The organism is Nocardia sp. 852002-20019_SCH5090214, assembly GCF_001665865.1.
GTDB classification, from domain to species: domain Bacteria; phylum Actinomycetota; class Actinomycetes; order Mycobacteriales; family Mycobacteriaceae; genus Nocardia; species Nocardia nova.
Window position 1 is genome coordinate 138490 of record NZ_LZMK01000368.1, and the last position, 24409, is coordinate 162898.

Sequence of the window (24409 nt, forward strand, 5' to 3'; positions counted from 1 at the left end):
CGACACCGAATCAGCTGGGCGACAGCAACATTCGGATCCGGTGACGCCGGTTCGCGCGATGCGTCCGAGGCGGCGTCGCGTCGATCGGCGAGCGCACCCCCCGGACGCTGAAGCGCGACGCTCGCCGCTGTACCCGGCGACCGGACCGCGGCGGGTGGGCCGGCGTCGGTGCCGGCGTGCGGAAGAACCACCGCTTGGCGGCCTCGGCGAGAACCAGATAGACCAGCACCGTCGCGGCCAACGCGGCGAAGAACGCGGCGGGCAGCGGGGTGAGGCCGAGATCGGGCGCCACCGGCGTGTACGGCAGCACCACACCCACACCGACCGCGGCGAGCACGGCGAGAAGCAGCGGAATACTCGGCCGGCTGCGGTAGCTGGGACTGCGGCGGGTGCGAATCACGAACAACACCAGCGTCTGCGTGCACAGCGATTCGACGAACCAGCCGGTGTGGAACAGCTCCGCGCCGGCATGGAACACACCGAGCATCAGCGCGAAGGTCGCGAAGTCGAACACCGAACTGATCGGGCCGAAGACGAGCATGAAACGCCGGATCAGGCCGATATCCCAGCGTGCCGGGCGGGCGAGTTGTTCCGGGTCGACCGTATCGGTCGGGATGGCGAGCTGGCTGGTGTCGTACAGCAGATTGTTGAGCAGGATCTGTCCCGGCAGCATCGGCAGGAACGGCAGGAACGCCGAGGCGCCGGCCGCGCTGAACATATTGCCGAAATTGCTGGACGTGCCCATCAGCACGTATTTCATGGTGTTGGCGAAGATCCGGCGCCCCGCCATGACGCCGTCGGCGAGGACCTGCAGATCCTTTTCCAGCAGCACGATATCCGCGGCGTCCTTGGCGATATCGGTCGCCGAGTCGACGGAGACGCCGACGTCGGCGACATGCAGGGCGAGCGCATCGTTGACCCCGTCGCCGAGGAAGGCGACATCGCGTCCGGCATGTCGTTGCAGGCGGACGATCCGCGCCTTCTGTTCGGGGTCGACGCGGGCGAATATTGTTGTGGTGGGCAGTAATTCGGTCAACGCGTCGTCGTCGAGACGATCGAGGTCCGTGCCGGTCAGCGGCCGGCCGGGGTCCAGGCCGAGGTCGGCGCACACCCGGACCGCGACCGCGGGATTGTCGCCGGTGACCACCTTCACGGTGATGCCCAGGCCGGCCAGACGCCGCAACGCGTCGCGCGCACTCGCTTTCGGAGGATCGAGGAAGACCAGGAAGCCGCGCAGTGTCAGCTCGCGCTCGTCGTCGGTGGTGAGGCGATCGGCGCGGACCGCTGTCCGAGTGGCGACGGCGACGATGCGGTGACCGGCCGCGAACTCGGCGTCGAGGGCGGTGCGAGCGGCCTGCGGGACGTCGCGGCAGCGCGCGAGCACGGCCTCCGGGGCGCCCTTGGCGATGATCGTGGCGGTGCGGTCCGGGCCGGCGACGAGAACCGACACCATGCGGCGGTTGTGGTCGAAGGGCAGGACCGCGCGGCGGACGAAACCCGCTGCGGCAGCGTGTTCGGCCGCGCACGCGCTCCACAGTGCCGTGTCCAGCGCATCGGCGCCGGCCTGGCGTCCGTCGTGGACGGTCGCGTCGGTGCAGGCCAGACCGTAGACCACCGCCTCGTCGCCGGGAGAACCGTCGGCCGCCAGCGCGCGCAGATATTCGATGCGCCCTTCGGTGAGGGTGCCGGTCTTGTCGGTGAACAGGACCTCGATATCGCCGAGGTCCTCGATGCAGACCATCCGCTTGACCAGTACCTTGCACCGCGCGAGCTGCCGTGATCCGGCAGCGAGGCTGGTGGATACCACGGCGGGCAGCAATTGGGGTGAGATGCCGACGGCGATCGCCAGCGAGAACAGCAGGGCATCGAGGATCGGGCGGTGCAGGGCCAGGTTGATCGCGAAGATGCCGGCGGTGAGGGCGGCGGCCACCCACACCAGTAGCATCGAGAACTGACGGAGCCCGATCTGGAATTCGGTGTCGGGCTGTCGTTTTCCCAGGCCGAGGGCGATCCGGCCGAACTCCGTCGCGCCTCCGGTGGCGACGACGACCCCGCGCCCGTGGCCCGCGGCGACGACCGTGCCCATCAGGGCGCAGCACGACAGCTCGGCGACGCCCGACTCCGGTGGCACCGTGCCGGTCGATTTCTCGACGCTGTCCGATTCGCCGGTCAGCACCGATTCGTCGCACTGCAGCCCGGTCGCCGACAGCAGCCGCACATCCGCCGGGACCAGCTGCCCGGCCCGCATCTCCACCACATCGCCGGGGACCAGATCGACCACGTCGACCGATGCGGGCTGGCCGTCGCGAATCACCGTGGCGCCGTGGCGGATCCGCTCGTGCAGCGCGTCGGCGGCGCGTTCGGCGCGAAACTCGTTCACCGCCCCCAGCCCGACCGACACCAGCAGGATGACCCCGATGACGACCGCGTCGGAACGTTGACCGACGAAGAACGACACCACCGCCGCGACCCCGAGCAGCAGCAGGAGCGGCGAACGCAACTGCCGCGCGACCACGGCGAGCAGCCGGGCACGATGCGTGCGAACAGCGTTGGGGCCGAGCAGGTGACGTCGGCGCGCGGCTTCCGTGCTCGTCAGACCGGTGTCGGTAGTGGTCACCGCGGCCAGCACCTGCGCCGGCGTCGAGGTGGCGGCCGATGTCGCCGGCAGCGGGCCGATCGACGGGGCGGCATCGGTCGGGGACGTGGCCGTCGAGACGACCGCTCGCACGGCGGCACGATTCATACCTCGATGGTTGTCGGAGCCACCGGGATTCGCCAGGGACCAAAGACTCTGCCGGATTGCTACGGCGGTCACCGCCGCTGCCGCTCGGCGGCCGGGGACCGGTGGCCGTGCGGATGAGGACTTGTGTACCTTGCCGGGGCCCGCGCACGGGCGGAGGCTGGGGGAGTGCACCCTGACAAACCGGTGGCCGGGCCGGTGATCGACGCGCGTCGCTACGACGCGGTGATCTTCGATATGGACGGCGTGGTCACCGACACGGCCTCCGTCCACGCCGCGGCGTGGACGCAGGTGTTCGACGGATTCCTCGCCGCCCGCAAGCCCGGGCCCGGCGAGAACTGCGCCCCGTTCACCGCCTCGGACTACCAGGACTACGTCGACGGCAAGCCGCGGTACGACGGCGTCGCGGATTTCCTTGCCTCCCGGGCGATCTCACTGCCGCGAGGCGAGCCGTCGGATACGGCGGCCGACGCCACGATCTGCGGACTCGGAAACGGCAAGGACGAGGTGTTCCTCGCCAGGATCGCCGAATCGGGCGTACCGGTGTTCGCCACCACGGTGGCCCTGGTGCGCCGCCTGCGCGCCGCCGGGGTGCGGACCGCGGTGTTCTCGGCCAGCCGCAACGCGGCCCAGGTGCTCGACGCCGCGGGGCTGGGGGATCTGTTCGCCGTGCGGGTGGACGGTGTCGTGGCCGAAGAACTCGCGCTGCCGGGCAAACCGGACCCGGCCACCATGGTGCTGGCCACGCAGCGGCTGGGCGCCGAACCCGAGCGGACGGTCGTCGTCGAGGATGCCGAGGCCGGGGTGAGCGCCGGGCGGCGCGGCGGCTTCGGACTGGTGATCGGCATCGAACGCGGCGCGGATCCGGACCGGCTGCTGTGCACCGGAGCCGATGTGGTGGTCGCCGACGCCGACGAGATCCGGGTGCGCAGTGGTTTCCGCCGCCTGTCGGAGATCGCGGACGCGCTGGCGTGGTGGCCCTCGATCGCCGACGCCGTCGAGGACGAGCATGTCGCGGTGCTGCTGGATTTCGACGGCACGATCTCGGAGATCGTGCCCGATCCCGACGCGGCGATCCCGATCGAGGGGGTGCGCGCCACTTTGGCCGCACTGGCCGCGCGGTGTCCCGTCGCCGTGATCAGCGGTCGCGGACTCGAGGATCTGCGCACGCGCGTGGGCGTCGAGGGAATCTGGTACGCCGGTAGCCACGGCTTCGAACTGGTGGCGCCCGACGGCACCGAACACGTGCACGAAGGCGGCCCGAAGGCGGAGCGGGCGCTGGTGCAGGCGGCGGCCGAACTCGCCGAGCGGCTGAGCCGGATTCCCGGAGTGCTGATCGAGCCGAAGCGATTCGCGGTCGCCGTCCATCACCGCAAGGTCGCCGCCGATGCCGTGGCGACGGTGGTGGCCACCGTGCACGACATCGCCCGCGGGCAGGGATTGCGCGTGACCGCGGGCCGCAAGGTCACCGAACTGCGTCCGGATGTGGACTGGGACAAGGGCCGAGCCCTGCACTGGGTCCTGGATCTGGTGGGCCGGCCGGTGATGCCGGTGTACCTCGGTGACGATCTGACCGACGAGGACGCGTTCGACGCGATCCAGGTCACCGGCATGCCGCTCGTGGTCCGCCACGACGATACCGGCGACCGGCGCACCGCGGCGCGGTTCGCCCTCGACAGTCCCGCGCGCGCCGGCGAATTCCTGGAGCGGATCGCCGAATTGCTCACCGGGGAGAGCGACTGGGCGGTGGGACGGTCGTGGCTGCTCACCTACGACGGCTACGAGCCCGATGCCGAGCGGCTGCGCGAAGCGCTGTGCGCGGTGGGCAACGGCTACCTCGTCACCCGCGCGGCCGCACCGGAGACGCGTGCCGGAGCCCACCACTATCCCGGCACCTATGTCGCGGGAATCTACAACCGGCTCGGCGACGATATCGCCGGGCGGCACGTCGAGAACGAGAGCCTGGTAAATCTGCCGAACTGGCTTCCGTTGACCTGGCGCGTCGCCGACGAGGAATGGTTCGATGTCGATGGTGCCGAATTGCTGGACTACACACAGCAATTCGATATGCGCCAGGGGCTGCTCACCCGCCGGCTGCGCTGTCGCGACACCGCGGGCCGGATCACCGCGGTGGTTCAGCAGCGTTTCGCGTCGATGGACTCCCCGCACACGTGTGCGATGCGAACCACCCTGACGCCGGAGAACTGGAGCGGGCCGCTCACGGTCCGCTCGTCGATCGACACCTCGGTTCGCAACACCGGAGTCGACCGGTACCGCGAGCTGTCCGGAACGCATCTGAGCGAACTGCGAATCGACACCCCGGACGCCCACACCGTCTGCGCGCTGATGCGGACCACACAGTCACTGGTCACCGTAGCGGTGGCCACCCGGACCACCGTGACCTCGGAGGCGCAGGAGACGGCCGGCTCCGCACTCGCCGACGGCGCGGCCGGCCACGATTTCGTCGTGCCCGCCGAATCGGGTCGCGACATCGTCGTCGACAAGACGGCAGCGGTGTTCACCGGCCGCGACCGCGCCATCTCCGCACCCGACGAGGCCGCCGTGCGCCTGCTCGACGAGGCGCCGGGCTACGACGCGCTCTGCACCGCGCACGCCGATGCCTGGGAGCATGTGTGGCGGCGCCTGCGCATCGATCTGGATGCCAGTGAGGAATCGGTGCGAGCGCTGCGACTGCATGTCCTGCAGGTGGCGCAGACGCTGTCGCGCCACACCGCCGACCTCGATGCCGGAGTGCCGGCGCGGGGCCTGCACGGCGAGGCCTACCGCGGTCACGTGTTCTGGGACGAGCTGTTCGTCCTGCCGGTGGTGAGCCTGCGCGACCCGGCGCTGACGCGAGAACTGTTGCGGTACCGCTATCGCCGGCTGCCGCAGGCGCGTGCCGCGGCCCGCGCCCAGGGCTGTCGCGGCGCCCTCTTTCCGTGGCAATCCGGCAGTGACGGCCGGGAGGAGAGTCAGCGCCTGCACCTGAATCCTCGTTCGGGACATTGGAATACGGATGCCAGTGCTCGCGCGCAGCATGCCGGTCCGGCGGTGGCCTACAACGTGTGGCACTACTATCAGGCGACCGGAGACCGGGCGTTCCTCGCCGAGTTCGGCGCCGAACTGCTGGTGGAGATCGCCCGATTCTGGTCCGACCGCGCCACCTACGATCCCGCCGACGACCGGTATCACATCCGCGGCGTCATCGGACCCGACGAATTTCATTCCGGCTATCCCGGGCGGCCCTATCAGGGGATCGACGACAACGCCTACACCAATGTCATGGCGGTGTGGGTCATCCGGCGCGCGCTGGACGCGGTCGAACTGCTCCCGCCGCGCGTGCGGTCGGAACTGCTGGACCGCCTCGCGGTGCCGGCCGTCGAATCGGAGCGCTGGGCCGAGGTCGCCGATCGGATGTTCGTGCCGTTCCACGACGGGGTGATCAGCCAGTTCGCCGGCTACGACCGGCTGGCGGAACTGGACTGGGACGACTACCGGCGCCGCTACGGCGATACGAGCCGGCTCGACCGCATCCTCGAGGCCGAAGGTGACGATGTCGACCGGTATCGGGTGGCGAAACAGGCCGACGTCCTGATGCTGTTCTATCTGTTCTCCGCCGACGAGCTGGGGCGGTTGTTCGCCGGGCTCGGTTACGATTTCGGCGGTGCGGACATCCCGCGCACTGTCGACTACTACCTGGCCCGCACCTCGCACGGGTCGACGCTGAGTGCCGTCGTCCACGCCTGGGTGCTGGCCCGGGCGAATCGGGACCGCGCGATGGAATTCTTCGCCAGCGTCCTGGAATCCGATATCGCCGATATTCAGGGCGGCACCACGGCCGAGGGCATTCATCTGGGCGCCATGGCGGGCAGTATCGATCTGGTGCAGCGCTGCTTCACCGGACTGGAGACCCGTGACGACCGCCTGATCTTCGCCCCGTCGTGGCCGCCGGAACTGGGCACGCTGACCTTCGCGATCATCTACCACGGCCATCGCCTGACCGTGCGCATCGACGCCCGGCGGATCGAGATCAGCTCCGATACGGACGGGGCGCGTTCGATCACGGTCGAATGCCGCGGCCGCACCGTCGTGCTGGCGACCGGGGAGAGTGTCACGCTGCCGGCGACCGACGAACACTGAGAGCGCGAACACTGAGAGCGCGAACACCGACAGCATGGGAGCGCCGAACCGTCCGGGTGGAGGTTCGGCGCGTCGTGCTTCGAATTATGCTGCGGTCGAACGGAATTCGGTGACCCGCCACCATTCCCCGCCGCCTGCGATGTGACCGGTGGCCGCCACCGGCAGATCGCGGCGACGCAGGCCGGGCAGCACTCGATAATCGATCGAGCCCGGGACACTGACCAGGGCGAGCACCCGCCACAGCGCGCGGGCGTAGGCGTCGGCGGACGCCGCCCCGTCCCATTCGTAGAGCCCCCGGTACACGCCGCGTTGATCGTGCGCCAGCCATAATTTGCTGATCATGCCCGGGAATCCGGCGAAGAGCACGGTATTGAGGATGCTCTCGCGACGGAACCACGCATGCCCGCGTCCGCGCACGCCTCGCAGCTCGAAACGCACCAGCAGCACACACGGTTCGGGCGAGGGGATTCGATCGATCACGGTTTCCTGGTAGACGTAGGCCGACGTTCCGTCGCCGAAACTCAGCCACGTCCCGACGTTGCGGGCCGGGCGGTGGATGCGGTGGCGTGCCAGCAGCCCGACGGTCGTGATCATGCACCGGCCGACCGCGAGGAAGGCCGGCGCGATCGGCAGTGGCGTCGGTGTGCCGGTGGTGGTCACGGTGTTTTGCTCCCGATGCGGGCGGGTTCGGCGACGGGGTGCGCTTCGGCACGTTCCTTGATGCCGCGCAACATCTTCTGCTCCATCACCAGACTGCCCGGTTCGAGGAAGAACGTGTCGAACAGTCGCAGCGCGGTCGAGGCGCCGGGCGTCGCGATCCGATTGCGGCTGACCAGGCGGGTGCCCTCCGGGCACGGATACAGCCCGAATTCCCAGATCCAGTTCCCGTCGTCGGTGCGGAAGACGAGCGTTCGCTCGGGCTCGAGCACCGCCACCCGGGACGGGGTGTTGTCGGAATTCGCCGTGACGACGTCACCGACGGCGAGGTCCTGGAACTGCGGCAGGATCGACCGGGCGCTGTGTACGTCGACACCCAGGAGCCGGTCGATCCAGTCGTAGCTGTAGATTCCGCCGCGTCCCGGCCCGAACTGCACGAGCCAGGGCCAGACCGCGGACGGATCGGCCTCGATCGTGATCGCCCGGGTCGAGAGCATGTCGGGAAGCAGGAGCAGGTCGTCGCCGGGCATGCGGCGGCGCACCTCCTCCTCGGTCGCGCCCCAGCTCAGACACCACCGGCGGGCGAAGAGCCGGTAGCCGGTGGCCAGCCCGCCCAGAAACGATGCGACGCCGACCGCGGCCGCGGCACCGCGACGGGCCGCCGAATGGTCAGTCCTTGTCATGCGCCTGCTTCTCCTCGGGCGAACGCACGACCATGACGGGGCATTTCGCATGCTGGACAAGAGAATTCGACACCGAACCCAGCAGCAGCCCGCGGAAGCTGCCGCGGCCGTGGCTGCCGACCACGATGAGCTGCGCGGATTCGCTCCACCGCTGCAGATGGGCAGCGGGCTCGGCCATGCTGATGTGCCGGCGCACCGAGACGTCCGGATACTTCTCCTGCCAGCCGGCCAGTCGTTCGGCGAGGATCGCTTCCTCGTTGACCTCGATATCCGACATCGGGAACCAGGTGTACGGGTCGCCGACGAACGAGCCGAAGGTCAGATCGCTCCACGCGTGCACGGCGACCAGTTCGGCGCCGCGCTCGGCGGCTTCCTCGAACGCCGCCGCCACCGCGCCCTCGCTGAGCGGGCTGCCGTCGACGCCGACGACCACCGGGCCGGTCTCGCGTGGCCGTGACTGCTGCTCGGACTCGGTGCGTACCACCACGACCGGGCCCTCGGCGTGGCTGGTGACCGACAGCAGAATCGAACCGATGTGGGTGCCGAAACCGCCGGCGCCCTGTGCGCCCAGGGCTACCAGATAACCGGTGGCGCTGTGCCGCAACAGCATTCGCGCCGGATGCTCGGAGGAGACCTCCGTGCTGACCTGGACCTCGGGCAGGGTGTCGCGGACGGCGAGCGCCTCGCGGGCGACCAGGGCTGCGCCGTGGGCGCGCAGGCGTTCCAGCACCGCCGGCTCGGAAATGTCGTAGTTGTTGAAAACCCGGCTCGCGCTCGGCAGGTCGAGTCCGTAGGCGATGCGCAGGTCACGTCCTCGGTCGCGGGCGACCTCGGCCGCCCACAGCAGCGCGGTGCGGGCACCGGCCGACCCGTCGACACCGACCACGATCGGCGCGGAGACGAGGTGGTGCGCGTCGTCCGCATACTGAGAGCTCATCGGTATTTCCTTTCACCCTGATCGATCCGCCGCGCGCATATGCCGGTCATGATTCGATCTCCTCGGTTTTGATATGCAGTCCCAGCCCGGCGACGACGATGCCGAGGACGAGATACAGCGGCTGCGCCCAGTCCAGCGTGCGGAGCGCGGTCATCTCGGCGAGCAACCAGCAGATCAGCAGTAAGCCGCTGATCACCGCGACCGTGGCGACGCGCCGATCACCGGTGAGGGCGCCGCCCGCGGTGACCGCCATCGGTATCCCGACGACGAGCGCGAAGGCCACCGCGCCGGCGGCTACGCCGTGCCCGGCCGGAGTGCTGTCCAGCGGCGCGCTCGGATGCAGGCCGATGCCCAGCGCGACCGCGAGCGAGAAGACACTCGCCGCGACCGCACCCGCGGACGCGGCCAGCAACATGTGCCAGCGTCCGACGCCGTCGCCGAGAGTGATTCCTGCCATACCCCGACCTTTCCCGACGCCGGGGAAGGGCCGCCAGGGCCTTTGGTCCCGCACTGCCGCCCCGAGGGTCCACCGGAGCCGGCCGATGTGGCGACCGCCCGCCGCTCACGGCGCCGGATCCGATCGGCGCGACGACTGCCCGGCGGTCACGACTGTCCGAAGACTCGGCGTTCCGGTGACTTTCGGCCGTGCCCCGCCCACCGCCCGGGGCGCGATGCTGAGTGCGACAACGCACTAGTGAAAGGGGCGACAGACAATGGGCACGTTCAGTGGTCGCAGTGCGATCGTCACCGGGGGCGCACGGGGCATCGGTGCCGCCGTGGCGGCCGAGCTCGCCAAGGAGGGGCTCGGCGTGGTGATCGCCGATCTCCTCGAACGCGACGGCACCGCCACAGCGACGGCCTTGGGCGCCGGCGCGATCTTCCGTCGCCTCGACGTCGCCGACGAGGATGCCTGGCAGCGGGTGATCGCCGACGCCGAAGCCACGTTCGGCCCGCTGGCCGTCCTGGTGAACAACGCCGGCATCGTCGATTTCGGCGGCGTGGACACCGAGCCACCCACGATGTTCCGCCACGTCCTGGATGTGAACCTGTACGGCTCGTGGCTCGGCATGCACCTGGCCGGTCCGCGCCTGCGCGCGGCCGGCGGCGGAGTGGTGGTCAACATCTCCTCGACCGCCGGCCTGATGGGGTACGCGGGCATCGGCGCCTACGTCGCCAGCAAATGGGGATTGCGCGGACTGACCAAGGCGGCGGCGCTCGAATGGGGACCGTCGAATATCCGGGTCTGCTCGGTGCATCCCGGCCCGATCCGCACCGCGATGACCGCCGGTATGGACGAATCCGTCACGGCCGCGCAACCGTTGGCCCGTTTCGGGGAACCCGAAGAAGTCGCCGCCATGGTCCGGTTCATCGTCACCGAGGCGACGTTCTCCACCGGATCGGAATTCGTGGTGGACGGCGGCGCGACGACCGGCCAGGTGCTGGATCTGCCCGCCGCGGTAGGAGACCGATGATCATGACGAGACATCCGGACTACGACACTCTGATGACGGCGGTGGACCTGGCGGTGCGCGCACCGTCGGTGCACAACAGCCAGCCGTGGCTGTGGCGCATCGGGGACGACACCGTCCAGCTGTACGCCGACACCAGCCGGCAGCTGCGGCAGACCGACCCCGACCAGCGCGATCTGATCGTGAGTTGCGGTGCGGCACTGCATCATCTGCGGGTCGCGGCCGCGGCGCTGGGCTGGGCGACGGTGGTGCACCGATTGCCGAACCCGGCGGTGCCGGAGCACCTGGCGGCCGTGGAATTCCGGCCCGCCCCCGCGACGGCCGAAGCGGTCGGCCTTTCCCGCGCGATCCCGCTGCGCCACAGCGACCGCCGCCACTACACCTCCTGGGAGGTGCCCGACATTCACATCGGCTCCTTGACGGCCGCCGCGGCGGCGAACGGCGTGCTGGTCCGCGATGTGGTCGCCGACGGCGAGCGGGTGCGGCTGCTGCACGCCTTCGAACGTGCCGCCGCCGCACACAACGCCGACGCCGCCTACCGCGCCGAATTGGCGCGCTGGAGCGGACATCACGCGGCACCCGACGGTGTTCCGGCCCGCAGTGCGGTCGCCGCGACCGACGCCTCGGCCCGGCCGTTCGCCGATCCCCGGCTGCCGGAGGCGGTGGTTCGCGATATCGCCGACGCCGATCACATGCTCATGCTCTACACCGCCGGCGACGACACGGTGAGCCGGCTGCGCGCGGGGGAGGCGACCAGCGCAATCCTGCTGGCCGCGACCACATTCGGGCTGGCAACCTGCCCACTGAGCGAACCGCTCGAAATCCCGGAGGTGCGCGCGGAACTGCGCACCGACCTCCTCGACGACAGCGGATATCCGCAGATGATCATCCGAACCGGCTGGGCCGCAACCAGTTCCCCGCTGTCACCGACACCACGACGACCGCTCGACGACGTCGTGACCCGGCTGTGAGGAGATGACCGACATGACGCGGTATCCGTCGTTGGCACTGCGCGCGTGGCGCACGGGTCCGTGGGCGGCGAACCGGCTGATGCGGCCGTCGGACCGGATCGAGGCCGTCATCCGGATCCTGGCCGTGGTGGTGGTTCTCGGCGCGGTGCCGGTCTGCGCGGCGATGGGCACCGCCCGCTACACCGATGCCGCCGTACAGATTCGCGACGAGAACGCGGCGAAGACGGCGGTCGCCGCCACGATCGTCGCCGATCCGGTTCGCACGACGGCGACATCGATGGACGTCTCCGCCGATCGATACGAGGCCACGGTTCGGTGGACCCGCGACGGGCATTCCGCCGAAGCCACGACGCCCGTGGCGGCGACCGCGCACCCCGGGCAGCAACTGACCATGTGGCTGGCGCCCGACGGCCGCCCGACCGCAGCACCGCTGCCCGCCGACACCGCCGCGATGCGCGGGGTCGGGCTGGGAATGGCTACATTCGTCGAAATCTGCTTCGCTACAGCGGCACTGGTATGGCTGACGGCCTGGGCCTTCGGTATCCGGCATCGTGCCGGCTGGGCCCGGGAATGGCGAAACATCAGCCGCCCCATCGGAACTCCGTGAACACCCGATCCACAACCACCCGATCCACGAGGAGAACATCATGACCGAGCACCACGCGGTACCGCAGCGGCACACCGATTCGCCGATCGTCGCCGCGGTCGACGGCTCGGCCGTCGGCTACCACGCGGCCGCCTGGGCCGCCGCCGACGCCGCGCTGCGCGACTGCCGCCTGCATCTGGTCACGTCGATCTCGGTCGCGGGCGGGCTGGGTCCCGCACCGATCCTCACCGAGGACGATATGAGCTGGCTGCGCGTGGACGCCGAACGGATCCTCGTCGAAGCCGCCCGCATCGCCCGCGCCGCGACACCGGACCGTACGCCGGTGATCACCACCGAGATCACCACCGACGCGATCATCGGCCATCTGATCGCACAGTCCGATCAGGCACAGGGGATCGTGGTGGGCAGCCGTGGCCTCGGCGCCATCCGGCGCGGCCTGCTGGGGTCGGTGTCCTCCGCGATCATCCGGCACGCGAATTGCCCGGTGACCGTGGTGCATTCGCTCTCGGCGACGGATGCCGTCACGGCGGTGAAGCCGGTTCTCGTCGGCGTCGACGGCACGGCGAACAGTGTGCCGGCGCTCGAACTCGCCTTCGAGGAGGCGTCGCGGCGCAATGTGGGGCTGGTGGTGCTGCACGCGTGGAGCGACCGCAGCAGCGGCCTCGATCCGGCGATCGTCGGCTGGGACGCGATCCGGGAATCCGAGGACGCGGTGCTGGCCGAAACGCTGGCCGGATACTCCGAACGGTATCCGGAAGTGAAGGTGCGTCGCGAAATGGTGCTGGATCGGCCGGTGCGCTCCCTGCTCGATGCGTCGGAGAACGCGCAGCTGGTGGTCGTCGGCAGCCACGGCCGCGGCGGATTCACCGGAATGCTGCTCGGCTCCACCAGCGCGGCATTGGCGCAATCGGTGGAATGCCCCATCACCGTGGTCCGCCAACCGGCCGGAAAGACCGCGTAACAGCAGGTTCGGTAGCAGTCGGCGGGGTGGTCAGCTCAACGGAGCCGACCACTCCAGCCGCGTACCCGGCCGCTGCGAGCCCGCCGGGCCGGGCACGGTGCGGAACGTGCCGCCCAGTGAACGCGCGCGCTCGGCGAGATTGGTCAGCCCGCTGGGGGTGATGTTGTCGCCGATACCGCAACCGTCGTCGGTGACGGTGATCGTCAGGTCGTCCCCGACACCGATCACGACCTCCAGCGTCGTGGCGCCGGCGTAGCGGACGGTGTTGCTGACCGCTTCGCGCACAACGGCTTCCGCGTGGTCGGCCAGCTGCGAACTCACCACCGAGAGCGGTCCGGCCACCCGCAGCGAGTTGCGAATCGGGGTGTCGCCGCACTGCTGGCGGATCGCCTCGTCGAGGCGCTGACGCAAGCGCGTGCTGGTGCCGCCGTGCAGATCGAAGATGGAGGTGCGGATCTCCTGGACCACATCCTGCAGACCGTCGATCGCTTCGGTGAGCCGGGCCTTGACCTCGGGAACGCGGGTGCGGGGTACCGCTCCCTGCAGCGACAGCCCGATCGCGAACAACCGCTGGATGACGTGATCGTGCAGATCCCGGGCGATCCGGTCGCGGTCGGTGAGCACGTCGAGCTCGCGCAATCGCTGCTGCGTGGCGGCCAGCTGCATGGCCAGCGCCGCCTGGTCGGCGAAGGCGGCGGTCAATTCCAGCATCTCGTCGTCGTAGGGCGCGGTGTCCTTCGCGCGGACCGCGATGAGGATCCCCTGCGGGGCGTCGCGGGTGTGCAGCGGGACCAGCAGTACCGGGCCGCCGGTGGGGAACAGCGCGGCGAAGTCGAGGTCGCCCACATCGTCGAAACGCAGCGGCTTACGGTCCGTGAAGGCGGTCCCGATGGTGCCGGTGACATCGAGGGAATGCCCGGCGTCGGCCCCCTCACCCGCGGCCTGGTCGACGACCAGCTCGGTGATCTCCTCGGCCGGCACATCCGGGTCGGTCACCGTGGCGAGCAACACCCACTCCGATCCGGTGAGGACCCGCACGTGATCGACCAGATGTGCCAGCACCCGGCCGGGCTCGTCGGCGGCGAGGAATTCCGTGGTCAGATCGCGGGTGGCCTCGATCCAGGCCTGCCTGTTGCGGGCGGCCTCGTATAGCCGGGCATTCTCGATGGCGATGCCCGCGGCGGCGGCGAGCGCCTGCACGATCAGCTCGTCGTCCTCGGTGAACTGCTGCCCGCCGGCCTTCTCTGTGAGATACAGATTGCCGAAGATCTCGTTGCGGATGTGCACCGGAACCCCGAGGAACGTGCGCATCGGCGGGTGATGGGCCGGGAATCCGACCGACGACGGGTGGTGTGCCAGGTTCTCGAGCCGGATCGGCTTGGGTTGGGTGAAGAGCATGCCCAGCACGCCGTGGCCCTCGGGCAGATCGCCGATGAGTTTGCGGGTCGGTTCGTCGATGCCCTCGTAGATGAACTGCTGCAGGTGTTCGTCGTGGCCGCGGACGCCCAGCGCCCCGTATCGGGCATCGACCAGGTTGATCGCGGCGTGGACGATGGTGCGCAACGTCTCGGCCAGGTCGAGTCCGGCGGTCACCGACAGCATCGCCTCGACCAGACCGTCCATCCGGTCGCGGGAGTCCATGATTTCGTCGACGCGGTCGCGCACTTCGGCGAGCAGCTCGCGCAGCCGTAGCTGCGAAAGGGTGTCGCGCACCGAGTAGCTACCGGCTCGCTGATCATCGGGCATTGTCATCGTCCTGTAATCCACTGTCCGAGTAACGCGAAACATCGGCGTTTACGCTTGCGAAAAGCCTACCGCTCTCCTGTGCGCCGCGACAGATAACGGCAAGTCGGACGGTGGATGCCGCTGCGACGAAGGTCGTTTCGAAGGCCGCCGAAAGGCCCTGGCTTCGACAGACCCCGAGGTAGACGGTCGGATTATGAGGACCTGTTACGGCACATCCCGTCGGAAAGGTGTCGCGCGATGACCCGTTCCAGCGCCACTCGGACACTGCCGGAGGGGCTTTCGTCGGCCGAAGCGGCGCGACGGCTGGCCCGCGACGGCGCCAACACCGTCCCGCGACGGCCGCCGCCGCCGTGGTGGCGGCGAGTGCTGCGCCAGTTGCGCGACCCGTTGATCCTGGTGCTGCTCGTCGCCGTGGTCCTCACGGTGGCGACCGGGGACTGGACCGATATGGCCGTCATCCTGCTGGTCATCGTAGTCAACACGGCCGTCGGCGTCGGCCAGGAGATTCGCGCGCAGCAGGCCATCTCGGCGCTGGAAGAACTGACCGCGCCCACCGCGCGGGTGATCCGCGATCGCGAGCAGCGGCAGATCCCGGCCGCCGACGTGGTCGTGGGCGATGTCGTGGTCCTCGCGGAAGGCGATATCGTCGCCGCGGATGCGAGGGTCGTCGAGGCGGCCGCGCTGATGCTGGACGAGTCGGCGTTGACCGGTGAATCGCTGCCCGTCGACAAGTCGGTCGACGGCGACGCGGAACTGTCGGCCGGCACCGTGGTCGTCAAGGGCCGGGGCACCGCGGTGGTCACCGCGATCGGCGCTGCCAGCGCCACCGGCCGCATCGCCGGACTGCTGGACCGCCGGACCGGTCCGACACCGCTGCAGCGACGTCTGGTCGACATCGGGCGCCTGCTGGCCGCGGTCACGGTCGTGCTCTGCGTGGTGGTGTTCGCGCTGGGAATGGTCCGGCATCAACCGCTGGAACTGATGCTGGTGACCGCGATCAGCCTCGCCGTGGCGGCGGTTCCGGAATCGCTGCCGGCGGTGGTCACCCTCGGGCTGGCGCTGGGCGCGCGCCGCATGGCGGCCCACCGTGCTCTGGTCCGCACGCTGCCCGCGGTCGAGACGCTGGGGTCGGTCACCGTACTGGCGACCGACAAGACCGGAACGCTCACCGAGGGCCGGATGGTCGTCGGAGATATCTGGACGGTGGCGCAGCGGTCGTCGGAGGACGATCCGGCGGTCGTCGAACTGCTGGCGGCCACCGTGTTGTGCAACGACGCGCAGTTCGTCGCACCCACCTCCGAGACGGACGAGACGGCGGTGCTGGGCGATCCCACCGAAGCCGCACTGCTCCGTGCCGCAATGGATGCCGGCATCGACGAACGGGAGTTGCGGAGCCGGCTGCCGCGCGTGGCGGAACTGCCGTTCGACAGCGACCGCAAGCGTATGACGACCGTGCACCGGCTACCGGACGGGACCTACCGCACCGTGTGCAAAGGCGCGCCCGAGGCCGTTGTCCGTGAGGGGCTGGTCGATGCAGGCATGTCGCTGCGCGCCGAGGCGCTGGAACATGCGGCCGCCTTCGCCGGCCAGGGGTACCGGGTGCTGGCAGTCGCCGCGGCGGATCGTCCGGAAGCCCCCGGCGAGGATCCGGAGGACGGCCTGCGCCTGCTGGGACTGGTGGCGATTCTGGATCCTCCCCGGGAGGAGGCCGCCGCGACGGTGGCGGCCTGTCGCCGCGCCGGGATCCGGCCCATCCTGATCACCGGCGATCATCCCGGCACCGCCGCCGCCGTGGCCACCGACCTGGGCATTCTGGCCGGCGGCGACGCCGTCGTCGACGCCCGGAGCGCGAGCGACACCGAACTGGGAAGCGCCGCGGTTTTCGCGCGGGCGACACCGGACCGCAAACTCGACATCATCAACACCTTGCAGGCCGGCGGCCAGATCGTCGCCATGACCGGGGACGGGGTCAACGACGGGCCGGCGCTGCGGCGCGCCGACATCGGCGTGGCGATGGGGCGGCGGGGCACCGAGGTGGCACGGCAGGCCGCGGACCTCGTGCTGGCCGACGACAATCTCGACACCCTGGTGGTCGCCGTCGAGGAGGGCCGCCGCGTCTACGCGAACATCCGGCGTTTCCTGATCTACGGCCTTTCCGGTGGGGCGACGGAAATCGCGGTCATGCTGTTCGGTCCGCTGTTCGGACTCGCGCTGCCGTTGCTGGCCGCCCAGATCCTGTGGGTCAACCTGCTCACCCACGGTCTCACCGGAGTCGCGCTGGGCGGTGAACCGGCCGATCCGGCGATCATGCGGCGCTCGCCGCGCCCGCCCGCGCAGAGCATCCTCGGCGCGGGCCTGTGGCAGCGGATTCCGCGCATCGCGTTCGTGCTCACGGTGGTCACCCTCGCGGTGGCGGTGTGGGCGCACCACACCGACCGGCCCTGGCAGACGATGGCGTTCTTCACCCTGGGGGTCACTCAGCTCGGCGTGGCGCTGGGGTCGCGCACGCGCCCGTGGTCGACGGCCAATCCGCTGCTGCCGGTGGCGATTGCGGTCTCGTTCGCGCTGCAAGTCGCCGCGGTGTATCTGCCGCTGCTGCAGCGGCTGCTGGAAACCGAGGCACTGAGCTTCACCGACCTGCTGGTGGTGAGCGGCCTCTCGGTATTCGGGTACGCCGCCGTCCGGATGGATCGGTTTCTGCATCCGGGATCGGAGCGTGAAGCCGGCGCCGGTTCGAGCCGGAGTGGCCTCACCGCCCGGTGAAGGTCAGCACCTCGTCGATATCGCGGCGCGGGGTCGACGGCGGAGTCGGCTCGTCCGGCGGCGGGCTGCCGATGCGGACCAGGACCTGCGGGTAATCGTGATGCGGGAGCAGCGCGGCCAAGGCGCGACGACCCGCCGGCACCTCCGTGAGGTGGGTGACCGGGCAGGTGCCCAGCCCCGCTGCGGTGCATTCGAGCAGTACCGCGGACAGCGCCTCGCCGGTGCGGAGCCAGTACTCGCGCGAATCCTCCGGAGAGCTGATCGCGACGAGCCGGGCGTGATCGAGGCGACCGGGCCGGCGCTCCGAATGCGGGGCGGCGGGGAACGGCCGGGCGACGTCGACGCGCGCGAGTTCGGCGGCGGAGATCAGACCGCTACCCGGAATCCCCTCGGTTTCCTCGAAATTACCTGCCCACCACAGCAATTCGTCCTGATACATCCAGTCGTCCCGGCGAGCCGCGGAGGCGGCGCGCGAGATCGCGGCGACCCGGGCGCGGACGTCGCCGGCGAGTTCGTCGAAATCGAGCCCGTGCGGCGTGACGAGAGCAGACAGCGTGGGCGCCACTTGCTCCCAGTGCCTCGGCGCGTCCATCGGCAGCCGGTCGGTGTATCGGTGGGTGATGGCCGCCGCGCGATGCGGGATTCCGTTCGGAGGGTCACCCCAGGGCCGGAATTCCAGGACCGCCATCAGGCCGGGCCGCTGCGGATCGGGCATCCGCACGATATCGGTATGCCAGTCGCGGGCGGCGAACGCGGTGCGAGCGTGGTGCAGCACCGTGCCGCAGCTGATCACCTGTTCGCGGCCGTGCGGGTCGGCGCCGGACAGGACGCGATCGGGATCGGTGTACAGGAGCAGCCGATGGCGGTCGAATATCCAGCGCCAGGGTTGCGTGTTGTGGACCGAGGGTGCTCGCTGCGCCAGCTCGACCACTGCCGCGACCGTCCGGTCGTCGGGCCTGTCGACGATTGTCGAGTGCTTTGCCGTGGTCATGGTGTCCAGTCTCACAATCGTGAGGCGGCCCGACTACGGGCGTTGATCCCGCCGAGTGGGGCCGATGGTCACCGGCGCGCGCCGCGCTACTCCGCCGGAGTCCTCGAATGCAGTTTGGTGGCGTAGACCGCTGCCTGGGTGCGGCGCTGCATACCCAGTTTGGCCAACAGCCGCGAGACGTAGTTCTTGACGGTCTTCTCGGCGAGGAACATGCGGTCGGCGATCTCGCGATTGGTGAGGCCCTCGCCGAGCAGATCGAGCAGTTTGCGTTCCTGCTCGGTCAGCGTCGCCAGCGGGCCGTCGGGCTCGGTGCCGTGGCGCAGCTGCTCCATCAGTGCGGCGGCGGCGCGGTTGTCCAGCAGCGATTTACCGGCGCCGACGTCCTTCACCGCGCGGGCCAGTTCCATGCCCTTGATGTCCTTGACCACATAACCGCTGGCACCGGCCAGGATCGCGTCGAGCATGGCGTGCTCGTCGGTGAAGGAGGTGAGGATCAGGCAGCGCAGCCCGTCGACCTTGGACAGCAGCTCCCGGCACAGTTCGATGCCGTTGCCGTCGGGAAGGCGGACATCGAGCACCGCGACATCGGGGCGCAGCGCAGGGATGCGGGCGAGGGCCTGGGACACCGATCCCGCCTCGCCGACGACCGACAACTCCGGGTCGCCGTCGAGCAGGTCACTCAGCCCGCGACGGACGATTTCGTGGTCGTCGACCAGGAACACCTTGATCATGGTGAGTGCGTCCAATCGAAGTAGCGATGAATGTACTCACCATAATCGCCTGATCAGTGCCTCAGCATGGACGAAAGTCCCTTTCCTGGTTGCTGAGACCGTTGCGAGGCCGTTGCCGAGACCTGAGCGTCGACCTACGCCTCGCCGGGCACGGTCGCGGCCGTCCCGTTGAGCTCGCTGCCGAGCAGCACCGCGCGCAGCGGCTCGGGCACCACGGCGAGTACATGGTCGAGATGCCCGGGGGAGAACACATCGGACAGCGCGATCGTCACCGCACCGATCAGCGCCACCGCCTCGTCGGGGGATACGCCCGCCTCTTGGGCGAACGCGTCGACGAAGGTCGTGACGTCGTGGTGCACCGGCACATGGGCGGGCACCCAGCCCTCGTAGAAGATGCCGCGGAGCAATTCGGGCAGCTGGGCGCTGAAATGCGCGGCGACGGGAACGTCGAGGCGATCACGCACGGTGTGCAGCCAGGCGCGCAGCGCACGCAGCGCGAAGGTGCGGTCCTCGGTGGCCAGCCGGTCGGCGACGGTTCGCAACCACGTGTGGGCGGTGTTCAGGGCCGGCGCGAACGGATCATCGTGGTAGGTCATGAGTATCGGCTTTCGACGAGAGGGTCGGTGGCGCCGGCGTACCGGATGGTTCCGGTGCGCCGAGGAGACGGATACCGGTCACGATGGTGGGTTCGATCTCGACGACCGCATCCATGGTCGCCGCTATCCATGGTCGCAGCAGCCGCTCGTATCGCGCCACGCGGTACGGATCGGCGACCGGCCGCGCCAGGCCGGTCACCACGACCGACCAGCCGGTGCGGGTGCCGGGGTCGATCTCGTCGGCCTCGTAGGCGACGACCACTCCGGGATCGGCCCGGATCGCCGAGGTGAGCCGGGACGTGAGCCGGGTGCGCACGACCACGCGCCCGTCGTCTTCGACGAAATGGTTGACCGGGCGAATGGCCGGTAGTGCGTCGCGCGTGAAAACAACTCGGCCGTAAGCGATTCCGGCCAGCAGCCGCATCGCCTCGGCGCGGTCGAGGGCGACTGTGGAGTTGGGTGCGCCGTCGTCGGTGCGGTCGGGCGGAATCACGATGCGGTACCTCTCGAGGGCTGAGCGTCCGGTCTGTCCATGCCACCACCGCGCGGGCGGTGCTGGTAGGGGCGAAGGTCCACCACTGAGAGGCCTTCGCGGATCATCGCCGCGAGGTGATGAATCCGTAGTGACCGTCGTAGCGGTGATAAAACACGCAGCCGCGGTCGAGTTCGCGATCGCGGTAGAAGAGGAACGGCGAACCGCTCAACTGCAGCCGGGCCAGAGCCTCCGCCCGGTCGAGAACCGGGGCCGGGGCATCGGCGACGGTGAGCGGCAGATTCGCCGAATCGGCGGTCGCCGCGCGCTCGTCGAGCCGAATCAACCGATAGTGCCCGCCGGTGGTGCGCGCGAGCACGCTTTCGGTCTCCGCGCCGGACTCGGCGAACAACCAGAAGTCGTAATCCATCAGCGCCATATCGGCCGCGGCCTCCGCCGCCGTGCGGTCGAGCAGATGAAAACACTTGGTGCGCACGATCTTCCGCTGCGTGACCGGGCGGAGATAGAGCAGTGTGGCGGCCGGTGGTTCACACCGCTGTCGCTGTGTCGCGCCACCGCCGATCGGCATGCGCAGCCGGGCGCGCGTCCGTGTCTGCAGCAGATCCACCGCGTCGCGCGCCGTTGCCCCCGTCACCTGCACTCGCAGCGCTCGCTCCGCGACGATGTCCGCCTGTGCCACGAACGGATTCGCCAGCGCCGACTCGCGATGGTCGGCCAGGCGGACCCGGATCGACGCCACCGGCGACGGTGCACAGCGCGCGGCGTCGCCGATGCGCCGTCGCGCATACTCACCGAACATGCTGGGGACTCGGTCACCGAGCCGGATGTCGACGGTGGGCAGGTCGTACCCGGGGCCCTGGACGTCGGATTCGGCGCGGCGGACGGTGCCGCGCCGAGCGCCCGGCGCGGTGCTCGCGAAGTTCATGGTCACGCTCCTTCGCGTCGATACCACCGCATTCCCGGTGCTGCCGGACAGGGCCGAAGGTCACCGGCCGCCGGGCGTTGTGCTGCAACGCATCAGGCGTCGACGGCGGGTTCCGTGGTGTCCGGCGGCCCGGAATAGGGGCTCTGCATCGCGGCGAAGCCGGGCGTGGAGGCCACGATGACGAGTGCGTCGAACAGCTGTTTTCCCTCCCGGGGCCCGGGAATCTCCGTCAGTACCGGACCGGAGAAGCCACGGCCGTCGATCACGACGATGGGGCTCCCGCTCCGGTCTCCGAGCGCCTGCTGGCTGTGTCGGTGCGCGTCGGCGACGGACTCGTCCAGAGTCATATCCTCCGCGTCGTCGGCCAGGGCGGGGTCCATCCCGGCGCGGGTGAGCATGGTTCGCATCGTCTCGTCGCTGATCGGTTCCCGGCGCGTGTGCGCGACGGTGCCGAACTCGTGATACAGCCGGGTGAATCCCTCGACGCCGTACAGTCGCGTCGCGGCGGCGAAGACCCGCCCGATCCGGCGGGATCGCTCGAGCATCGGGCGGTGATCGGCGTCCACCTCGTGCCCCTCGTTGAGGACGGCGAGACTCATCTGCCGCAGGGTGACGCGAGCGCCGGCGTCCGCGGCCGCCGTTTGCAGCCAGCGGGCGGTCACCCAGCTGAACGGGCAGACCGGGTCCACGTACAGGGCGATATCCGTCATGTCGTCTCCTTTCGCATCCATGGCCGGTGTACCCGCCTGTGGGCAAGCGCACCTTTGCGTCCTGTATACCCCCTGGGGTATGTTGTCCGCTATACGAAATATACCCCCTGGGGTATCGAAGGGAGGCGTGATGACCGAATCGCAGGTCGTGTCACCGCCGGCGGCCACCACGCGTGGCTCCGGCGGGATGCTGGGCCGGTTGGGGGCCGCCATGGCCGGCCACACCCGGATAGTGTTCGGGGTCTGGTTGCTCGTGCTGGTCGCGCTCGGAGCCGCGGCGCCGAGCGTGTTCAATTCCCTCGCGGGCGCCGGCTGGCAGGCCAACGGGTCGGATTCGGTGCGGGTGCGCGAGCTGGCGCAGCAGCACTTCGGCGGCAATTCGTCGGCCGCGGTGCAGGTCGTGGTGCACTCCGACACCCGGACCGTCGAGAGTCCGGAAGTGCAGTCGGTGCTCGGCCGGATGACCGCGATCTTCGCCGGTGATTCCCGATTCGGCGAGGTGGTGGCGCCCCAGCCGGGGATGTCGATCAGCCCCGACGGGCATACGGGAATCCTCATCGCCGGCGCCGCGGCCTCGACCGATGACATGGTGAAGGCGGTCGATGCGCACAAGGACGCGCTGACGGCGTTGTCGGGCAACGGAGTCGAGGTCTATCCCACCGGCGCGTCGGCGTTGTGGAGCGACTTCAACAAGGCCAATCACGATGCGATGCTGAAGGCCGAGATGTTCTCCTGGCCGGTGACCCTCGCCATCATGGTGGTCGCCTTCGGCTCGCTGGTGGCGGCCGGACTGCCGTTGCTGCTCACTCTGGCCGGCTTGATCGCCTCGGCCGGTGGGCTGGTGCTGCTCAACCACGTGACGCCGATTTCGGTGTGGGCCATGAACTTCGCGATGATGTTCGCCCTGGCGCTGGGCATCGACTACGCCCTGTTCATCGTCGCCCGCTTCCGCGGCGCGCTCGCGGCGAGTTCCGATCCACGCGCGGCGGTGGCCGAGACCATGAGCACGGCGGGTAAGGCCGTGGTGCTGTCCGGGCTGACGGTGCTGGTGAGCCTGTCGGCGGTGCTGATCGTGCCGGCTCCGGCGGTGCGGACGATGGCCGTCGGGATCATGTTCGCGGTGGCGTTCGTGCTGCTGGCGACGCTGACCCTGTTGCCGGCCGCGCTGGGCGCGCTGGGTGGCCGGATCAATGCCGGGTCGCTGCCTCGCATCGGCCGCCAGCATCACCGCTCACCGCGGTTCGCGGCCTGGGGCCGGATCCTGCACGACCGGCCGTGGCCGTTCGCGATCGCCGCACTGCTGGTCCTGATCGCGCTCGCGATCCCGGTGACCGGATTGAAGGTCGCGATGCCGTCGATCCAGGTCGTGCCCTCGGACGCGCCGGTTCGTCAGGGCTACGAACTGGTGCAGGCACAGATGGGCGAAGGCGCTCCCGGAATGTTGCAGATCATCGCGCCCGCAACGGAATCCGGTGCGGTGGCGAACGCCGCCTCGGCGGTCGACGGCATCGCGATGGTCACCCCGCCGCAACTGTCCCGCGACGGAAGCGGACTGGCCATGATGCAGGCGATGCCGAACGTCGACCCCTCCGACGGGCGGATGACAACGATCCTCGATCACCTGCGAGACCGGCTGCCGGCCGGAGCGCTGGTGGGCGGTGCGCCCGCGGAGAATCTGGATCTGCAGCACGCTCTGAACCACTACTTCCCGATCATCGTGGGAATCATCCTGGTGCTGGGCTTCGCCCTGCTGCTGGTGGCATTGCAGGCTCCGCTGATCGCGGCGCTGGGCACGGTGGTGAGTCTGCTGTCGACGGCCGCGGCGTTCGGAGTGGCGAAACTGATCTTCCAGGACGGGCACGGGGCCGGCCTGCTCGGTTTCACCCCGCAGGGATTCCTCGACGGCTGGGGTCCGGTGTTCTTCTTCGCGATGATCTTCGCCATCGCGATGGACTACACGGTCTTCCTGCTGGCGACGGCGAAGGAGCATTACGAGCGCTCCGGCGATCCGAGTCACGCCCTGGTGGACGGACTGGCCCATTCCGGCCGGGTGATCTTCGCGGCCGCGGCGGTCATGGTGGCCGTGTTCTTCACCTTCTCGCTCGCCGATCCGCTGCCGCCCAAGGAGATGGGCATCATCCTCGGCGTGGCCGTGTTGCTGGACGCCGTCGCGGTGCGACTGGTGCTGCTGCCGGTCCTGCTGCGGCTGACCGGGCATCGTGCCTGGGCATCGCCGCGGTGGTTGCGCCGGATGCTGCCGTCGATCAGCTTCGCGCATGACTGACGCCA

At 69.6% G+C, this 24409-nt stretch carries 19 protein-coding genes; 7 read left to right on the top strand and 12 right to left on the bottom strand.

Annotated features, from left to right (window positions below):
* Positions 1–10: 10 nt before the first annotated feature.
* Positions 11–2743, bottom strand: coding sequence for a magnesium-translocating P-type ATPase (gene mgtA, locus A5780_RS29105; RefSeq protein WP_082976793.1), 2733 nt, complete (start codon positions 2741–2743; stop codon positions 11–13).
* A gap of 165 nt (positions 2744–2908) precedes the next feature.
* Here mgtA and otsB point away from each other — a divergent pair, with 165 nt between their 5' ends.
* Positions 2909–6880 carry a trehalose-phosphatase gene (gene otsB, locus A5780_RS29110; protein WP_227462648.1) on the top strand — a complete coding sequence of 1324 codons (3972 nt, stop codon included), beginning with the start codon at positions 2909–2911 and terminating at the stop codon, positions 6878–6880.
* Positions 6881–6964: 84 nt separating this feature from the next.
* On the opposite strand, the gene A5780_RS29115 is transcribed toward otsB, so the two are convergent.
* The 4 genes from A5780_RS29115 to A5780_RS29130 are packed head-to-tail and all read right to left on the bottom strand — an operon-like array spanning position 6965 to position 9614.
* On the bottom strand, positions 6965–7540 hold the full coding sequence (locus A5780_RS29115; protein ID WP_197516532.1) for a hypothetical protein: 576 nt from the start codon (positions 7538–7540) through the stop codon (positions 6965–6967).
* On the bottom strand, positions 7537–8220 hold the full coding sequence (locus A5780_RS29120; protein ID WP_064905367.1) for a hypothetical protein: 684 nt from the start codon (positions 8218–8220) through the stop codon (positions 7537–7539). Before A5780_RS29120 ends, A5780_RS29115 begins: the two co-directional genes overlap by 4 nt.
* The gene (locus A5780_RS29125; RefSeq protein ID WP_030516380.1) at positions 8207–9157 is read right to left on the bottom strand and encodes a universal stress protein; all 951 of its coding nucleotides are present in this window, start codon (positions 9155–9157) and stop codon (positions 8207–8209) included. Before A5780_RS29125 ends, A5780_RS29120 begins: the two co-directional genes overlap by 14 nt.
* A gap of 46 nt (positions 9158–9203) precedes the next feature.
* Positions 9204–9614 carry a hypothetical protein gene (locus A5780_RS29130; RefSeq protein WP_064910412.1) on the bottom strand — a complete coding sequence of 137 codons (411 nt, stop codon included), beginning with the start codon at positions 9612–9614 and terminating at the stop codon, positions 9204–9206.
* 256 nt (positions 9615–9870) lie between these two features.
* On the opposite strand from A5780_RS29130, the gene A5780_RS29135 reads away from it, so the two are divergent.
* Genes A5780_RS29135 through A5780_RS29150 form a run of 4 tightly spaced genes read left to right on the top strand, consistent with a single transcriptional unit; the run spans position 9871 to position 13165 of the window.
* Positions 9871–10629, top strand: a complete 759-nt coding sequence (locus A5780_RS29135; protein WP_064905365.1) for an SDR family NAD(P)-dependent oxidoreductase — start codon at positions 9871–9873, stop codon at positions 10627–10629.
* 2 nt (positions 10630–10631) lie between these two features.
* Positions 10632–11597: a nitroreductase family protein gene (locus A5780_RS29140; RefSeq protein WP_064905363.1), complete on the top strand. Its 966-nt coding sequence runs from the start codon at positions 10632–10634 to the stop codon at positions 11595–11597.
* Positions 11598–11601: 4 nt separating this feature from the next.
* Complete coding sequence (locus A5780_RS29145) at positions 11602–12204, top strand: hypothetical protein (protein WP_064905361.1); 603 nt, start codon at positions 11602–11604, stop codon at positions 12202–12204.
* A 40-nt stretch (positions 12205–12244) separates the two neighbouring features.
* A complete protein-coding gene (locus A5780_RS29150) occupies positions 12245–13165 on the top strand; it encodes a universal stress protein (protein ID WP_064910414.1) in 921 nt (306 codons plus the stop codon).
* A 30-nt stretch (positions 13166–13195) separates the two neighbouring features.
* Here A5780_RS29150 and A5780_RS29155 read toward each other — a convergent pair whose 3' ends face one another.
* The gene (locus A5780_RS29155) at positions 13196–14917 is read right to left on the bottom strand and encodes a GAF domain-containing sensor histidine kinase (protein WP_369817550.1); all 1722 of its coding nucleotides are present in this window, start codon (positions 14915–14917) and stop codon (positions 13196–13198) included.
* A 231-nt stretch (positions 14918–15148) separates the two neighbouring features.
* Between A5780_RS29155 and A5780_RS29160 the strand changes: the two genes are divergently transcribed.
* Entirely contained in the window at positions 15149–17674 is a 2526-nt protein-coding gene (locus A5780_RS29160) for a cation-transporting P-type ATPase (protein ID WP_064910416.1), read from the top strand.
* Here A5780_RS29160 and A5780_RS29165 read toward each other — a convergent pair.
* The 6 genes from A5780_RS29165 to A5780_RS29190 all read right to left on the bottom strand — a co-directional run bounded on the left by A5780_RS29165 (position 17661) and on the right by A5780_RS29190 (position 22120).
* A complete protein-coding gene (locus A5780_RS29165; protein WP_064905353.1) occupies positions 17661–18665 on the bottom strand; it encodes a nitroreductase family protein in 1005 nt (334 codons plus the stop codon). The genes A5780_RS29160 and A5780_RS29165 overlap by 14 nt on opposite strands.
* Before the next feature lie 86 nt (positions 18666–18751).
* Entirely contained in the window at positions 18752–19396 is a 645-nt protein-coding gene (locus tag A5780_RS29170) for a response regulator transcription factor (RefSeq protein WP_030516389.1), read from the bottom strand.
* Between the two features lie 134 nt (positions 19397–19530).
* Complete coding sequence (locus A5780_RS29175; RefSeq protein WP_064905351.1) at positions 19531–19992, bottom strand: DUF2267 domain-containing protein; 462 nt, start codon at positions 19990–19992, stop codon at positions 19531–19533.
* A complete protein-coding gene (locus A5780_RS29180; protein WP_064905349.1) occupies positions 19976–20485 on the bottom strand; it encodes a pyridoxamine 5'-phosphate oxidase family protein in 510 nt (169 codons plus the stop codon). Before A5780_RS29180 ends, A5780_RS29175 begins: the two co-directional genes overlap by 17 nt.
* 103 nt (positions 20486–20588) lie before the next feature.
* Positions 20589–21410, bottom strand: a complete 822-nt coding sequence (locus A5780_RS29185) for a sigma 54 modulation/S30EA ribosomal C-terminal domain-containing protein (RefSeq protein ID WP_082976794.1) — start codon at positions 21408–21410, stop codon at positions 20589–20591.
* A 92-nt stretch (positions 21411–21502) separates the two neighbouring features.
* Entirely contained in the window at positions 21503–22120 is a 618-nt protein-coding gene (locus A5780_RS29190) for a DsbA family protein (protein ID WP_064905441.1), read from the bottom strand.
* 130 nt (positions 22121–22250) lie between these two features.
* Here A5780_RS29190 and A5780_RS29195 point away from each other — a divergent pair, with 130 nt between their 5' ends.
* A complete protein-coding gene (locus A5780_RS29195; RefSeq protein WP_064910418.1) occupies positions 22251–24404 on the top strand; it encodes an MMPL family transporter in 2154 nt (717 codons plus the stop codon).
* Positions 24405–24409 lie beyond the last annotated feature (5 nt).

Excerpts from the sequence above, each read along its gene's own strand:
- mgtA (WP_082976793.1), bottom strand. The coding sequence starts at position 2,743 with ATGAATCGTGCCGCCGTGCGAGCGGTCGTCTCGACGGCCACGTCCCCG.
- A5780_RS29120 (WP_064905367.1), bottom strand. The coding sequence starts at position 8,220 with ATGACAAGGACTGACCATTCGGCGGCCCGTCGCGGTGCCGCGGCCGCG.
- A5780_RS29125 (WP_030516380.1), bottom strand. The coding sequence starts at position 9,157 with ATGAGCTCTCAGTATGCGGACGACGCGCACCACCTCGTCTCCGCGCCG.
- A5780_RS29130 (WP_064910412.1), bottom strand. The coding sequence starts at position 9,614 with ATGGCAGGAATCACTCTCGGCGACGGCGTCGGACGCTGGCACATGTTG.
- A5780_RS29135 (WP_064905365.1), top strand. The coding sequence starts at position 9,871 with ATGGGCACGTTCAGTGGTCGCAGTGCGATCGTCACCGGGGGCGCACGG.
- A5780_RS29140 (WP_064905363.1), top strand. The coding sequence starts at position 10,632 with ATGACGAGACATCCGGACTACGACACTCTGATGACGGCGGTGGACCTG.
- A5780_RS29145 (WP_064905361.1), top strand. The coding sequence starts at position 11,602 with ATGACCGACATGACGCGGTATCCGTCGTTGGCACTGCGCGCGTGGCGC.
- A5780_RS29150 (WP_064910414.1), top strand. The coding sequence starts at position 12,245 with ATGACCGAGCACCACGCGGTACCGCAGCGGCACACCGATTCGCCGATC.
- A5780_RS29155 (WP_369817550.1), bottom strand. The coding sequence starts at position 14,917 with ATGACAATGCCCGATGATCAGCGAGCCGGTAGCTACTCGGTGCGCGAC.
- A5780_RS29160 (WP_064910416.1), top strand. The coding sequence starts at position 15,149 with ATGACCCGTTCCAGCGCCACTCGGACACTGCCGGAGGGGCTTTCGTCG.
- A5780_RS29165 (WP_064905353.1), bottom strand. The coding sequence starts at position 18,665 with ATGACCACGGCAAAGCACTCGACAATCGTCGACAGGCCCGACGACCGG.
- A5780_RS29170 (WP_030516389.1), bottom strand. The coding sequence starts at position 19,396 with ATGATCAAGGTGTTCCTGGTCGACGACCACGAAATCGTCCGTCGCGGG.
- A5780_RS29175 (WP_064905351.1), bottom strand. The coding sequence starts at position 19,992 with ATGACCTACCACGATGATCCGTTCGCGCCGGCCCTGAACACCGCCCAC.
- A5780_RS29185 (WP_082976794.1), bottom strand. The coding sequence starts at position 21,410 with ATGAACTTCGCGAGCACCGCGCCGGGCGCTCGGCGCGGCACCGTCCGC.
- A5780_RS29190 (WP_064905441.1), bottom strand. The coding sequence starts at position 22,120 with ATGACGGATATCGCCCTGTACGTGGACCCGGTCTGCCCGTTCAGCTGG.
- A5780_RS29195 (WP_064910418.1), top strand. The coding sequence starts at position 22,251 with ATGACCGAATCGCAGGTCGTGTCACCGCCGGCGGCCACCACGCGTGGC.